The sequence below is a fragment of the Curtobacterium sp. 22159 genome (assembly GCF_052045775.1).
Taxonomy (GTDB): domain Bacteria; phylum Actinomycetota; class Actinomycetes; order Actinomycetales; family Microbacteriaceae; genus Curtobacterium.
Map to the genome: position 1 here is coordinate 121,770 of NZ_JBQEPN010000003.1, position 13,184 is coordinate 134,953.

At 71.5% G+C, this 13,184-nt stretch carries 11 protein-coding genes and 1 tRNA gene; 4 read left to right on the top strand and 8 right to left on the bottom strand.

The genetic code is table 11. The features are described from left to right. Positions 1–36: 36 nt before the first annotated feature. Positions 37–1,035, top strand: coding sequence for a LacI family DNA-binding transcriptional regulator (locus ACTJKO_RS04535; protein ID WP_440686126.1), 999 nt, complete (start codon positions 37–39; stop codon positions 1,033–1,035). A 10-nt stretch (positions 1,036–1,045) separates the two neighbouring features. Here the strand turns inward: ACTJKO_RS04535 and ACTJKO_RS04540 are convergent, their stop codons facing one another. Continuing rightward, on the bottom strand, positions 1,046–2,062 hold the full coding sequence (locus ACTJKO_RS04540; protein ID WP_440686128.1) for a glycosyl hydrolase family 18 protein: 1,017 nt from the start codon (positions 2,060–2,062) through the stop codon (positions 1,046–1,048). Between the two features lie 72 nt (positions 2,063–2,134). Beyond that, complete coding sequence (locus tag ACTJKO_RS04545) at positions 2,135–2,584, bottom strand: MarR family winged helix-turn-helix transcriptional regulator (RefSeq protein ID WP_440686130.1); 450 nt, start codon at positions 2,582–2,584, stop codon at positions 2,135–2,137. A gap of 132 nt (positions 2,585–2,716) precedes the next feature. Here ACTJKO_RS04545 and ACTJKO_RS04550 point away from each other — a divergent pair, with 132 nt between their 5' ends. Next, entirely contained in the window at positions 2,717–3,910 is a 1,194-nt protein-coding gene (locus ACTJKO_RS04550) for an MFS transporter (protein ID WP_440686132.1), read from the top strand. A gap of 166 nt (positions 3,911–4,076) precedes the next feature. On the opposite strand, the gene ACTJKO_RS04555 is transcribed toward ACTJKO_RS04550, so the two are convergent. The 4 genes from ACTJKO_RS04555 to ACTJKO_RS04570 all read right to left on the bottom strand — a co-directional run bounded on the left by ACTJKO_RS04555 (position 4,077) and on the right by ACTJKO_RS04570 (position 8,340). Beyond that, positions 4,077–4,166, bottom strand: a tRNA-Ser gene (locus ACTJKO_RS04555). 359 nt (positions 4,167–4,525) lie between these two features. After that, positions 4,526–5,863, bottom strand: coding sequence for an LCP family protein (locus ACTJKO_RS04560; protein ID WP_440686134.1), 1,338 nt, complete (start codon positions 5,861–5,863; stop codon positions 4,526–4,528). Between the two features lie 192 nt (positions 5,864–6,055). Further along, complete coding sequence (locus tag ACTJKO_RS04565; RefSeq protein WP_440686136.1) at positions 6,056–6,730, bottom strand: GntR family transcriptional regulator; 675 nt, start codon at positions 6,728–6,730, stop codon at positions 6,056–6,058. Positions 6,731–6,879: 149 nt separating this feature from the next. After that, the gene (locus ACTJKO_RS04570; protein WP_440686138.1) at positions 6,880–8,340 is read right to left on the bottom strand and encodes an MFS transporter; all 1,461 of its coding nucleotides are present in this window, start codon (positions 8,338–8,340) and stop codon (positions 6,880–6,882) included. A gap of 91 nt (positions 8,341–8,431) precedes the next feature. Here ACTJKO_RS04570 and ACTJKO_RS04575 point away from each other — a divergent pair, with 91 nt between their 5' ends. Beyond that, a complete protein-coding gene (locus ACTJKO_RS04575; protein ID WP_440686140.1) occupies positions 8,432–9,817 on the top strand; it encodes a magnesium chelatase in 1,386 nt (461 codons plus the stop codon). Beyond that, entirely contained in the window at positions 9,810–11,831 is a 2,022-nt protein-coding gene (locus tag ACTJKO_RS04580) for a vWA domain-containing protein (RefSeq protein WP_440686142.1), read from the top strand. Before ACTJKO_RS04575 ends, ACTJKO_RS04580 begins: the two co-directional genes overlap by 8 nt. Positions 11,832–11,880: 49 nt before the next feature. On the opposite strand, the gene ACTJKO_RS04585 is transcribed toward ACTJKO_RS04580, so the two are convergent. Further along, a complete protein-coding gene (locus ACTJKO_RS04585; protein WP_440686144.1) occupies positions 11,881–12,645 on the bottom strand; it encodes an SCO1664 family protein in 765 nt (254 codons plus the stop codon). Beyond that, positions 12,642–13,169 carry a DUF3090 domain-containing protein gene (locus ACTJKO_RS04590; RefSeq protein WP_440686146.1) on the bottom strand — a complete coding sequence of 176 codons (528 nt, stop codon included), beginning with the start codon at positions 13,167–13,169 and terminating at the stop codon, positions 12,642–12,644. The genes ACTJKO_RS04585 and ACTJKO_RS04590 overlap by 4 nt, the downstream gene beginning before the upstream one ends. Positions 13,170–13,184 lie beyond the last annotated feature (15 nt).

The window sequence follows — 13,184 nt, forward strand, 5'->3', positions numbered from 1 at the left end:
CCCATGTCCTGTCAAGCGTCTCGCCGGAGGATCCGCGTGCCACCTCGCCCCCCGACGATCATCGACGTCGCCGAACGAGCCGGCGTCTCCAAGTCGCTCGTCTCGATGGTCATGCGCGACGACCCCGGGGTCTCCGACGCCCGGCGTTCGGCGGTCCTGGCGGCCGCCGCGGAACTCGGGTACCGGCCGAACCGGGCCGCGGCGATCCTGGCCGGCACACGCACACGGACGATCGGCGTGGTCGTCGACGACTTCCGGAACCCCTGGTACGTCCCGCTGCTCAACGGCATCCGCGAGGCGCTGGCCCCGCACGGTCTCCGGCTCACGCTCGCCGACACGCGCGCCAACGCCCACCTCGGCTCGTCACCGTTCGACGACCTCGTCTCGCTGCGCGTCGACGGCGTCGTGCTCGCCGCCGAGGGGTTCCCCGACCTCGTCGTGCCACCCGACACACCCGTGGTCGTGGCCGGCAACCGGGCCGACGTGCCCGGCGGGCTCGACGTCGTCACCTCGGACGAGGCGACCGGCGCCCGGCTCGCGACGGAACACCTCCTCGACCTGGGTCACCGCCACATCGTGCACGTGAGCGGTTCGGGAGGCCCGGCCGCCGTCCGCCGCGACGCCACGGTCACCCGTCTGGTCGCGGCCGGCACCACGCCGGTGGTCTCCGGCGACGGCGCCACGTCCGACACCGCAGGCTTCGACGCCACCCGGCGAGCGCTCGCCGACCACCCCGAGACCACCGCCGTGTTCGCCGCGAACGACCTCATGGCGATGGGCGCGATCGCCGCCGTGCACGAGGCCGGGCTCCGGGTGCCCGAGGACGTGTCGGTGGTCGGGAACGACGCGACCCCGCTCGCCGCGTCACCACTGCTCCGGCTGACGACCGTGGACCCGCACAACGACGAGGTCGGACGGCTGGCAGCGGCGCGGCTCGTCGAACGCATCGGCGCGCCCGAGCACGCCGCACCCACCCGCACGCTCGTCCCACCATCGCTCGTCGTCCGCTCGACGACGGCGCCGCCCCGCCACTGAGGCGCGTCGCTCAGCGCGGCAGGCCCAGCGTGTTCAGGGACCAGAGCGCGACACCGTGCAGCCCGAGCTGCCGAGCGAGCACCACCCGCGCCCGGTACGAGCGGGCGTCCGACCAGTGCAGTTCCCGCCCGTCACGGAGCTTCGCCGACCATTCGCCGTCGCGCTCGGACCACCGTGCAGCACGCCCCGCGAGCCGGCTCGCCGCTGCCGGAGCGACCTGCGGGTCACCGGTACCACCCCAGACGTAGCCGTACCCGGCGATGCCGAGGTCGATCCGGTCAGCCCGGAGCCCCTCGTGCTCGGCCGCGGCGACGACGCGCTTCGCCCAGGGCAGGGCGCCGATCGCACCCGGGCCGCTCCACGGGCCGTGCTGGTCGTACGTCATGAGCACGAACCGGTCGACGTTGCCCGCGAGCGCACGGAGGTCGTAGCCGGTGTCCCGGAACCCGGCCGCGTCGGTTGATGCCATCACCGCCATCGAGACGCGTGCGCGCTTGCCGAGCCGGTCGTGCACGGCGCTCCGGAGCCCAGCGGCGAACGCGACGAGTCCGGCGCGGTCCTGGCTGCGGAGCGACTCGAGGTCGATCTGCACGCCGCGCATGTGTTGCTGCGCCGCGAGCGTGGCCAGCTGGTCGGCCACGCGCTCCCGGTTGCCCGCGTCGGAGAGCAGGGCCGTCCCGACCTCGGGCGAGAAGTCCCCGATCGACTCGGAGTAGTTGCTCACGAGCAGCTCGGGCACGGCGCCGCGCTTCGAGGCGGTGCGCGCCAGCGTTCCGACGCCGTCGGGCAGGGCGTTCAACCCGGCCCCGTCGTCCGTGACCGTGACGCCGTCGATGCCGATGGTCGCCGCCCGTGGCGCCGCGTCGGAGACCCGGGCGGCTGCACCGTCGTCGGGCTCCACGTACGCCTCGACGGACGGGCTGCGCGGCGTCCCGTTCGTCGACGCGACCCCCGGGGAGACCGAACACCCGCCGAGGACCGCCCCCACGAGGACGATCCCCACCACCAGCCCTGCGCGACGCACCATCCGCTCACCGTAGCGTGCGGGCGGAGACGAGCCGCGCCTCCAGTCCAGGGGACCGACGCAGACCGCGACTCGTCAGACCGCGGCGCCCTCCAGCCGGTCGACCGCGACCGCGAGCTCCTCGAGCTCGGGCACCTCGCGCGCCTCGGCGAGCGCTTCCTCCAACGCCGCGGCGTGCACCGGCGTGGCCTCGTCGAGCAGGGCCTGACCGGCGTGGGTGAGCTCCGTGTAGAGCCCGCGACGATCGTCGGCGCAGAGCACGCGCGTGAGGAGCGCGCGTTCCTCCAGCCGGTTGACGAGGCGGGTGGTCGCGCTCGGGCTGAGCGCTGCGGCGCGCGCGAGCTGCTGCATCCGCATGTGGAAGCCGTCCTGTCGCCGCAGCGCGTCGAGGACCGTGTACTCGACCACCGACAGGTCGACCGCACGCAGCGCACGTTCCAGCCGCGCCTCGATGAGGCCGTGCAGGGACGCGAGGGTGCGCCACCCGTGGGCGCGGACGGCGAGCGACGTGTCGTCGACGGACATGGGACCTCCAGCGGTGCTTCCGGGCAGGATTGCTTGCTTGCGCGGATACCCCGCGTGTGCAACTATCGATATCCCGCGTCTGCAACAACCAGCGTACGCGGCACAGCAGCGCCGCACAACGGAAGGACATCCATGCCAGCGGGACTCATCGCCCTCGCACTCGGCGGGTTCGGCATCGGCCTGACCGAGTTCGTCATCACCGGCCTCCTGCCCGAGGTCGCCGCCGACTACGGCGTGACCGAGACCACCGCCGGCTGGTTGGTCACGGGGTACGCCCTCGCCGTCGTCGTCGGCGCGCTCGGACTCACCGCCGCCACCACGCGGCTGCCCCGCAAGCCCGTCCTCATCGGGCTGCTCGTGCTGTTCGTCATCGGCAACACCCTCTCCGCGATCGCGCCCGTGTACGGCGTGATGATGGCCGGCCGGGTCATCGCCGCACTCTGCCACGGAGCGTTCTTCGGCATCGGGTCGGTCGTCGCGTCCGACATGGTCGCGCGGGAGAAGCGCGGCTCCGCCGTGGCGCTCATGTTCACCGGACTCACCGCGTCGAACGTCCTCGGCGTCCCGTTCGGCACCTTCCTCGGCCAGGCCCTCGGGTGGCGCGCCACGTTCTGGACGATCGCCGCGATCGGCATCGTCGCGCTCGTCGGCGTCGCCGTCCTCGTCCCCCGCGTCCGCACGCCCGAGGCGGAGACCCCGTCCCTCATCCGCGAACTCGGGGCCTTCCGCTCCGGCCAGGTGTGGCTCTCGCTCGGCATCACCGTGCTCGGCTTCGGCGGGATGTTCGGCGCGTTCACCTACATCGCGTACACCCTAACCGACGTCTCCGGGTTCCCGTCGAGCAGCGTCCCGTGGTTGCTCATCGTGTTCGGCATCGGCCTCTTCATCGGCAACTTCGCCGGGGGCAAGCTCGCGTCGCGGTCCATCGACGGCACGCTCCTGGTCGTCCTGGCGATCCTCACGGTGGTGCTCGCGGTGTTCGCGCTCGTCGCGACCTCCCCCGTCCTCACCATCGTCGCCCTCGTGCTCATGGGCGCGTTCGGGTTCGCGACCGTGCCCGTGCTGCAGACGCGGGTCATGCACTACGCCGATCACGCCCCGACCCTGGCGAGCGGTGCCAACATCGCGGCGTTCAACCTCGGGAACGCCCTCGGGGCCTGGATCGGCGGCCTGACCATCGCGGTGGGCCTCGGCTACACGTCGCCGATCTGGGCGGGCGCCGGGATCACGCTCGCGGCGGTCGTGCTCACGGCCCTCGCCGCGGGTGCGGCGCGGCGCGGCCGTGCGGCACACGACGTCGCGACGAGCGGGGTGGCGACGGTCTGACGCTCCGGTCGCCTCCCGTCCGTCATCGCTGCTGCGCTCGGGCGTAGCCCGCACGTGGCGCGTCGGCCCGGGCAGAAGCACGACGAGTGGCGTGCGAGCGAGGCTCGGGCGACAGACGCGAACGTTTCGTCGAACGGAGAGCCGGGACACCCCGACGATCCTGGAGCGGAGACGGAGGGATTTGAACCCTCGGTCCCCTCAAAGGGGACTCCACCTTAGCAGGGTGGTGCACTCGGCCTGACTATGCGACGTCTCCAAGCACTCTTGCGAGCGCTGCGACCACCATACAGGAGGTCGAGCCCCGTCTCGACCTCGGCCACGCGCACCCGTTGCGGAACGGTCCCCCGAAGTGGGGACATGCGGGGGTTGTCGACCCGTACCCCGGTCAATAGCATCGTCGGGACGCGGCGATCACGTTCCGGGGTCTCCACCCCGCAGTCGCGACACAGCACCGACGTCGCTCCCGGCGGCCGAGCCCGACGCGCCCGATCGTGTGGCGCTCGGCCCGGGAGCGGCCGAGGGGGCGCGGCCCACCACCGCGCCCCCGTTCTCGGTCTGTCGTGACGCCGCGAGCGGCAACCGTTCTCGGTGCGCGCGAGCGTGCTCGTCAGGCAGTCAGGAGCCGAACGCCTTCGAGCAGGTCTGCTCGTCGGCCGACTGTCCCTGCAGCCCGTCGATGGTGTCGTCGGGCGCGCTCGACGCCGCGGCGCTCCCGGTCGGAGCGGTCCCGGCAGGAGCAGCACCGGTGGCGGGAGCACTCGCTGCACCGCCCGCGGACGGGGCGGGCGACGCTGCCGCCGTCGGACCGGCAGCGGCACTGGTCGGAGCGGCGGACGCGGCACGTTCCGACCCGATGCCCGTGCTGTCCGCTCCGAGCGAGAACGACTGGTCCGTCTTGATCTTCGCGAACAACTGCGTCGCGAGCTCGGTCGACGGCTGCACCTTGCCGGAGTAGACCCCGGTACCGCCCGTCGTCCCGGGGTACTGCACGAAGTTCACCTGCGCGAGCGGGAGGTCCTGCAGCGCCCGTCCCATCTGCACCATGGTGCCGACGTCGTTGAGGCTCTGCGACAGCTGCATGTTGGACGCCGCTGCCCGGGCGAGCTTGTAGAGCGTCGCCGGTGAGGTGAGGGTGTCGTTCGACTTCACCGTCCGCAGCAGCGAGGACAGGAAGACCTGCTGGCTGGAGATCCGTCCGAGGTCGGACCCGTCCCCGACGCCGTGCCGGGATCGGAGGAACGCGAGCGCCTGGTCACCCTGGAGCGTCGAGGTGCCCTGCGGCAGGTCGAGCCCGGTGTAGCGGTCGTGGATCGGTTGCGCGACGCACACCGGCACACCGCCGATCGCGTTCGACATCTCGATGACGCCCTTGAACGACACCGCCGCCGAGTACTGCACGTCGAGTCCGGTCAGGCCCTGCACGGTCTGGACGACGCAGTTGAGCCCACCCTCACCCCACGCCGTGTTGATCGGCCGTGCCGACTGCGCCGCCGTGGTGCCCGAGCCGTCCGGCTTCCGGCACGCCGGGATCGGCGCGACGAGGTCACGCGGGATGCTCACCGCGGTGGCGTTCGAGTGGTCGGCGGCGACGTGGAGCAGGATGTTGACGTCGTTCAGGGTGGCCTCGCGTTCGCCGTACGCGGTTCCTTGTTCGGGGTCGTTGTCCGTGCCGACGACGAGCATGTTGAAGCCGCCCCGGTACGAGCTGAGTCCGGTCGATCCCGCTGCCCTCGGTGCCGGCTGACCCTCGATCCGAACACCGTCGCCGAGGTCGTCGGTGACCTGCTTCGCGGCGATCGCGGCGACCGAGGCCGTGCTGACGAGCGCCACCGCCGCGACCCCCGAGAGGGCCTTGACGAGGGTGCCGGCAGCACCGGTGCGACGGAGACGTCCGTGGCGTGCGATCCCGGTCGTCCGGTTGAGTCGGTGGGATCGGTCGCGGACGTCGTTCACGGGCACTCCTGTCGTGTGCGGACACGGTGCGGCACCCGGCCGGCCGGGGACGCGAGCAGCGCCCTCCCTGTCGGGCGCCGGGACGTCCCGCCCGAGCCCGTGCGGGACGGGTCGAGGGGACGCGACCGGTCCACCCTGGCACGACGGTGCCTGACGGTTCAGTGCGAAGGCCCCCGGAAACCGCGGTGAGTGTCAGGCGACGGAACGGAAGCGGTCGGGCATCGCGATCAGGGCGTCGGCGAGCTCGACGAGGGCGGCAGCGCAGTCGGCGAGGGCGTCCTGCTCGGCAGCAGCCGTCGCGCGGTCGACGATCCGCAGCCGGTCCCGACGGGCGACGACGGCGTCGATCCCGTTCGCGAGCGCGACGTCGTCGGTGAAGAACGCGTCGAGCACGTCGCGCTGCGAGAAGAGCCAGTCGGCGCTGACCGCGGCGCCGTTCCGACGGAGCCACCACGCGCCGAGTTCGGCGAAGGCACCACCCTCGGTCGCGCACTCGCGGAGCCACGCGACGTCGAACCGGTCGGCGCAGCACACGGAACCGACCGACGGCTCCGTGATCATCGTGCGGGCGATCCGCACCCGCTCGATCATGTGGTCGACGGTCCAGTGTGCGATGACCACGCCGACGTACCGCTGCACGGTGACGAGGCGCAGGTTCTCGAGCGGCACGAGCGCTTCGCGCACCGGGGTGCGGGACACGCGCATGTCCGCCGCGATGGTGTCGAGCCGGATGCGCTGCCCGCGCCGGTACACGCCACGGAGCACGTTGTCGAGCAACCGCGCGAACACGGCGTCGCGCAGCAGACTGCGCCGGATGCCGTTCGGATCGTCGTCACCGCGACCCGCACGGTTCAGTGATCGCTCCATGACGCCAGGATCAGGCACGGGCCGCCCCACCGGGTTCGGGCGTGGACGGGCCGTGGACCGTTCTGGGTGCTGTCGTGCTGTGGAGGAGTGCCATGCCTGCACGATGACAGGCTGCAGTCCGCCGCGCTAAACACTCCGTATACGGAATACTACTTCCGTGCGGCGTCCGCTTCCTTCGTCAGCACGGACAGCGGTTGGGTGACGTCCTCGAGCCCCTTCCGAGCCGCATCGACGCCGAAGATCAACGCGACCACACCGCCTCCGATCATGACCGCCGACCCGAGCAGGTAGCCCCAGAAGAGCGGCTCGCGGGAGGACCCGTCGCCGATGAACGCACCGTAGATCAGCGGGGCGATCGCGCCGAAGATCTGCGCCAGCGCGAAGAAGTACGAGATGGCCTGCGACCGGAGCTCGAGCGGGAAGATCTCGCTGACGGTGAGGTAGGCGCTCGATGCTCCGGCCGATGCGAAGAAGAACGACACGCACCAGAACACGACCTGCACGCCCGCGCTGATCGCGTCGACGCGGAACAGGAACGCCGACGTGGCCAGGACGAGCCCGGAGACCAGGTACGTCGAGAAGATCATCTGCCGACGGCCCCAGGTGTCGAACAACCGCCCGAGGACGAGCGGGCCGAGCAGGTTGCCGATCGCGAACGGGAAGAAGTAGATCGACGTCTGCGACGTCTTCAGACCGAAGAAGTTCGTGAGCACGAGCGCGTAGGTGAAGAAGATCGCGTTGTAGAGGAACGCCTGCGTGATCATCATCGTCGCGCCGACCAGGGTCCGCGTCGGGTACTGCCGGAACAGCACCTTGACGATCGTGCTGAACCGCACGTTGTCGAGCGGCGTCACCGTCATGGCCTTCGACCCGTCGACGTCGGGCAGCCGGTGCCCGGTCGACTTCTCGACGGAGTCCTCGATCCGTGCCACCGTCGCCTCGGCCTCTTCCTCACGACCGTGCGTCATCAGCCACCGCGGGCTCTCCGGGATGTGCCGTCGCAGGAAGATGATCACGATGCCGAGCACCGGGCCGAGGAAGAAGCCGATGCGCCAGCCGATGTTCTCGGCGAAGATCGAGGTGTCGAGCAGGTAGATGTTCGCGAAGGCGCCGAGGGCGGCACCACCCCAGTACGTCCCGTTGATCGCGATGTCCACGTGTCCGCGGTACTTCGCCGGGATGAGCTCGTCGATCGCGGAGTTGATCGCCGCGTACTCGCCGCCGATGCCGAGACCGGCGACGAAGCGGAAGATCGCCAGGAACCAGAAGGCGGGCGCGAGTCCGGCGATGCCGGACCCGATCAGGTAGATCGCCAGGGTCAGGATGAACAGCTTGCGTCGTCCCAGTCGGTCCGACATCCGACCGAACACCAGGGCTCCGACGACCTGGCCGACGAGGTAGATGGTGCCGAGCGAGGCGACCTGCTGCGTCGAGAGGTGCAGGTCGGCCTGGAAGCCGGCGTTCGACACGATCTGGATCTCGAGGCCGTCGAGGATCCACGAGACCCCGAGTCCCACCACGACGCTCCAGTGGAACCGTGTCCACGGCAGTCTGTCCATCCTGGCGGGGACCAGGCTCTTGATCGCCCCGTTCGTCGTCGCGCTGCTCACGAATGGGGAACGTACGCCGAGATCGCCGGGATGGTTCACGGACCGTGGGACGGACCCGCCGGACCAGCGCTCGCGGCGTACCGTTGACGGGGTGACCCGACCTGCCATCAGAACGGTCGGCGAGCTCCGCGCCTCTGGTCACGTCCAGAAGTCGGTCCGCGCCGAGATCCGCGACAACCTCCTCCGTGCCCTCCGCGAGGGCCGCGACCCGTGGCCCGGCCTCCACGGCTTCGCCACCACCGTCGTCCCACAACTCGAACGCGCCCTCATCGCCGGCCACGACGTCGTCCTGCTCGGCGAACGCGGGCAGGGCAAGACCCGCCTCCTCCGCACCCTGCAGGGACTCCTCGACGAGTGGACCCCCGTCATCGCCGGGTCCGAGCTCGGCGAGCACCCGTACGACCCGATCACCACCGCCAGCCAGCGGCGTGCCGAGGACCTCGGGGACGCCCTGCCGATCGAGTGGCGGCACCGCGACGACCGCTACGTCGAGAAGCTGGCGACGCCGGACACGAGCGTGGCCGACCTCATCGGCGACGTCGACCCGATGAAGGTCGCCGAGGGACGCAGCCTCGGCGACCCCGAGACGATCCACTTCGGACTCGTCCCGCGTGGCCACCGCGGCATCGTCGCGATCAACGAGCTGCCCGACCTCGCCGAGCGCATCCAGGTCGCGATGCTCAACGTGATGGAGGAACGCGACGTCCAGATCCGCGGCTACGTCCTCCGCCTGCCCCTCGACGTCCTCGTCGTCGCGAGCGCGAACCCCGAGGACTACACGAACCGCGGCCGCATCATCACGCCGCTGAAGGACCGCTTCGGCGCCGAGATCCGCACCCACTACCCGATCGAGCTCGCCGACGAGATCGCCGTGATCCGCCAGGAGGCGCAGCTCACCGCCGACGTGCCGGACGCGCTCATCGAGATCCTCGCCCGGTTCACGCGCGCGCTGCGCGGCTCGAGCGCCGTCGACCAACGCAGCGGCGTCAGCGCGCGCTTCGCGATCGCGGGCGCCGAGACCATCTCGGCCGCGGCCGTGCACCGTGCCGCACGGCAGGGCGAGGAGCACGCCGTCGCCCGACCGATCGACCTCGAGACCGCGGTCGACGTCCTCGGCGGGAAGATCGAGTTCGAGAACGGCGAGGAGGACCGTGCCGACGAGATCCTCGAGCACCTCCTCCGCACCGCGACCGCCGAGACGGTCCGGGAGCGTTTCCGCGGCCTCGACTTCGCGGTCCTGGTCGAGGCGCTCGACGGCGGCACGATGGTGACGACGGGCGAGCAGGTCAGTGCGCGCGCGTTCCTCGAGGGGCTGCCCTCGATCGGCGAGTCGGACCTCTACGACCAGGTCTGCGACCGCCTCGGGGCCACGAACGACGGCGAGCGTGCCGGCGCGATCGAACTCGCGCTCGAGGGCCTCTACCTCGCCCGACGCATCAGCAAGGAGTCCGGCGGGGGCGAAGCCGTCTATGGCTAGGCAGAACCGGCGGCTCACGCGCGACGCCCGGTACGGCAGGTACGAGGACGGGCCCGACCCGCTCGCTCCCCCGGTCGACCTGTCCGAGGCGCTCGACGCCATCGGAGAGGACGTCATGGGCGGCACTTCGCCGGACCGCGCCATCCGGGAGTTCCTGCGCCGCGGGGGCCGCGACCGACGGGGGTTGGACGACCTCGCCCGCCGCGTCGCCGAACGCCGTCGCGAGCTCACCAGCAAGAACAACCTCGACGGCACGCTCCAGCAGGTCAAGCAGCTCCTCGACGAGGCCGTGCTCGCCGAACGCGGGCAGCTCGCCCGCGACACCGAGCTCGACGACGGCGACCGTGCCCTCGCCGAGATGCAGCTCGACAGCCTCTCCCCCTCGCCCGCCACCGCGGTGCAGGAGCTGAACGGGTACGACTGGAAGAGCCCGACGGCGCGGCAGAAGTACGAGGAGATCAAGGACCTCCTCCGCCGCGAGATGCTCGACCAGCGGTTCGCCGGCATGAAGCAGGCGCTCGAGAACGCCACCGACGAGGACCGTGCGGCGGTGGCGGACATGATGCGCGACCTCAACCAGCTGCTCGAGGACCACCAGCGCGGCACGGACACGCAGGAGCAGTTCGACGCGTTCATGGCCGAGCACGGACAGTACTTCCCGTCGAACCCGCAGAACGTCGAAGAGCTGCTCGACGACCTCGCCGCGCGTGCCGCGGCAGCGCAACGGATGCGGAACTCGATGACGCAGGAGCAGCGGGACGAGCTCGACGCGCTCGCCCAGCAGGCGTTCGGGTCGCCCGACCTCATGGGGCAGCTCGGGCAGCTCGACCAGAACCTGCGCGCGCTCCGCCCCGGGGAGGACTGGGGCGGGTCCGAGCGGATGGACGGCGACCAGGGGCTCGGCCTCGGTGACGGCACCGGTGTGTTCCAGGACATCGCTGACCTCGACGCCCTCGCCGACCAGCTGGCCCAGTCCGGCCCCGGCTCGGACCTGGACGACCTCGACCTCGATGCGCTCGCGCGGCAGCTCGGCGACGAGGCGGCCGTCGACGCGAAGACGCTGCAGCAGCTCGAGAAGGCCCTCCGCAACTCCGGCGCGATGCGACGGGGCGCGGACGGTCAGCTCCGGCTCACGCCGAAGGCGATGCGCCAGCTCGGCAACAGCCTGCTCAAGGACGTCGCCCAGCGGATGTCCGGGCGTCAGGGCGCGCGGGATCTCCGTCGCTCCGGTGCAGCCGGCGAGCCGTCGGGTGCGACCAGGCAGTGGGCCTTCGGCGACACCGAGCCGTGGGACATCCCGCGGACGATCACCAACGCCGTCACCCGCACGGCGGCCGGTGGACGCCCGGGGCCCGGCGTGCGCCTCACGATCGAGGACGTCGAGGTGCAGGAGACCGAGGCGCGCACCCAGGCGTGCGTGGCGTTGCTCGTCGACACGTCGTTCTCGATGGCGATGGAGGACCGCTGGGTCCCGATGAAGCGCACCGCCCTCGCGCTGCACACCCTCGTGTCCACCCGCTTCCGGGGCGACGACCTGCAGCTCATCGCGTTCGGACGCGAGGCCGAGGTCATGGACATCGAGCAGCTCGTCGGGCTCGACGCGATGTGGGACAAGGGCACGAACCTGCACCACGCGCTGCTGCTCGCGAACCGGCACTTCCGGAAGCACCCGAACGCGCAGCCGGTGCTGCTCATCGTCACCGACGGCGAGCCCACCTCCCACCTCGAACCGAACGGACAGGTCTGGTTCGGCTACCCGCCGGACCCGATCACGATCGCCCTGTCCGTCCGCGAACTCGAGAACGCCGGACGACTCGGTGCGCAGACGACGTTCTTCCGGCTCGGTGACGACCCGGGCCTGGCACGGTTCGTCGACGCGATGGCGAAGCGGGTGGACGGGACGGTGGTCGCGCCGGAGAACGACGACCTCGGGGTCGCGGTCGTGGGGTCCTACCTCGGCGCGCGCGGCGGCGCGTCGCCGCTGTTCGGCGGGTACGGACGCGACGACTGGTGACCGGGAGGACGGGAGGCGCGGGTCCGGCCGAACCCGCGCCTCCCGTCCGTCAGAAGAGCGGCCAGGGCACGGCCGGCCCGTGACCGGGGGGCGGCGGGAACACACCGACCGCCCGCAGGGCCGCGATGCGCGCCCTGAGGGTGTCGACCTCGGCGACCGTGAGGTGCTCGTCGAGCGCCGCGCCGAGGTCACCCCGCAGGGCGTCCGCCACGCGGTCCAGACCCTCGAGCTCGTCCGGGTCGAGCGGCTCGCCGATCCACCCCCACAGGACGGTGCGGAGCTTGTGCTCGACGTGGAAGGTCAGCCCGTGGTCGACGCCGAAGCGGTGCCCGTCCGGCATCGCGAGCACGTGGCCGCCCTTGCGGTCGGCGTTGTTCACGACGACGTCGAACACGGCCATCCGCCGCAGGACCGCGGTGTCCTCGTGCACGAGCGTCACGGGTCGGTCCTGCTCGTCGATCGCCTCGAGCACGGGCAGCCACGGCGGCGCACCCTCGGGGGTGTCGGTCACGTCGGCGGGGACGAGGTCGACCGCGTCCTGCTCGACGTCGATCTCCTGCCAGCGCTGGACCATGCCGCGGCCGAAGGGCCCGTCGCCCATCCACGTCGGGGGCACCACGTCCCATCCGAACGCCTCGGACACGAGGTAGGCAGCGACCTCACGGTCGGCGAGCGTGCCGTCCGGGAAGTCCCACAGCGGCCGCTCGCCCTCGATCGGCTTGTAGACGACGGGTTCACCGTCGAGGTCGGCCAGGAAGGTGGCGTTCGACGCTTCGCGGATGCGTGCCCGGATCGACAGCGATCCGTCGCTCATGCGTCCCCGGGCGGACGCCCCGCGGCCACGATCTCGCGTGTGCGCTCCACGAACGCGCGCGCGGTGCCGACGGGGATCTTCACCTGGAACAGCTCGGCCGGTTCCGGGATCTCGACGACCGCCTCGATCTCCTCGCCGTCGTCGCTCGTCTCGGCGAGGATCTCCAGCTCGTCGTCGATCGGGTACGCCTCGATCACCACCTGCGCCGTCGCCGGGTCGAACCCGAGGCTCAGGGCGCCGGCCCGGAACTCGGGCTCGACGGGCTGGTCGAGCGGCGCGAGGTCCTGCAGCTCGGACGGGGCGGAGGGCGGGACGCTGAAGCGGTTGTCCTCCACCGAGGCGACCTCGTCCAGGAGCTCGTCGATCTTGTCCGCGAGGACCGCCGACTGCTCCTTCTCGAGCGCGACGCTCGTCACGCGGCGGCCGTCCCGCGCCTGGAGGTAGAAGGACCGCTCGCCGGGGCGGCCGATCGTCCCGACGACGAGACGGTCCGGCCAGTCGAAGCCGTGCACGATGGTGGGCATACCCGCATTGTAGGA

Coding starts and splice junctions, on each gene's coding strand:
- ACTJKO_RS04590 (WP_440686146.1), bottom strand. CDS start 13,169: ATGCCCACCATCGTGCACGGCTTCGACTGGCCGGACCGTCTCGTCGTC.
- ACTJKO_RS04545 (WP_440686130.1), bottom strand. CDS start 2,584: ATGTCCGTCGACGACACGTCGCTCGCCGTCCGCGCCCACGGGTGGCGC.
- ACTJKO_RS04580 (WP_440686142.1), top strand. CDS start 9,810: ATGGCTAGGCAGAACCGGCGGCTCACGCGCGACGCCCGGTACGGCAGG.
- ACTJKO_RS04565 (WP_440686136.1), bottom strand. CDS start 6,730: ATGGAGCGATCACTGAACCGTGCGGGTCGCGGTGACGACGATCCGAAC.
- ACTJKO_RS04550 (WP_440686132.1), top strand. CDS start 2,717: ATGCCAGCGGGACTCATCGCCCTCGCACTCGGCGGGTTCGGCATCGGC.
- ACTJKO_RS04585 (WP_440686144.1), bottom strand. CDS start 12,645: ATGAGCGACGGATCGCTGTCGATCCGGGCACGCATCCGCGAAGCGTCG.
- ACTJKO_RS04540 (WP_440686128.1), bottom strand. CDS start 2,062: ATGGTGCGTCGCGCAGGGCTGGTGGTGGGGATCGTCCTCGTGGGGGCG.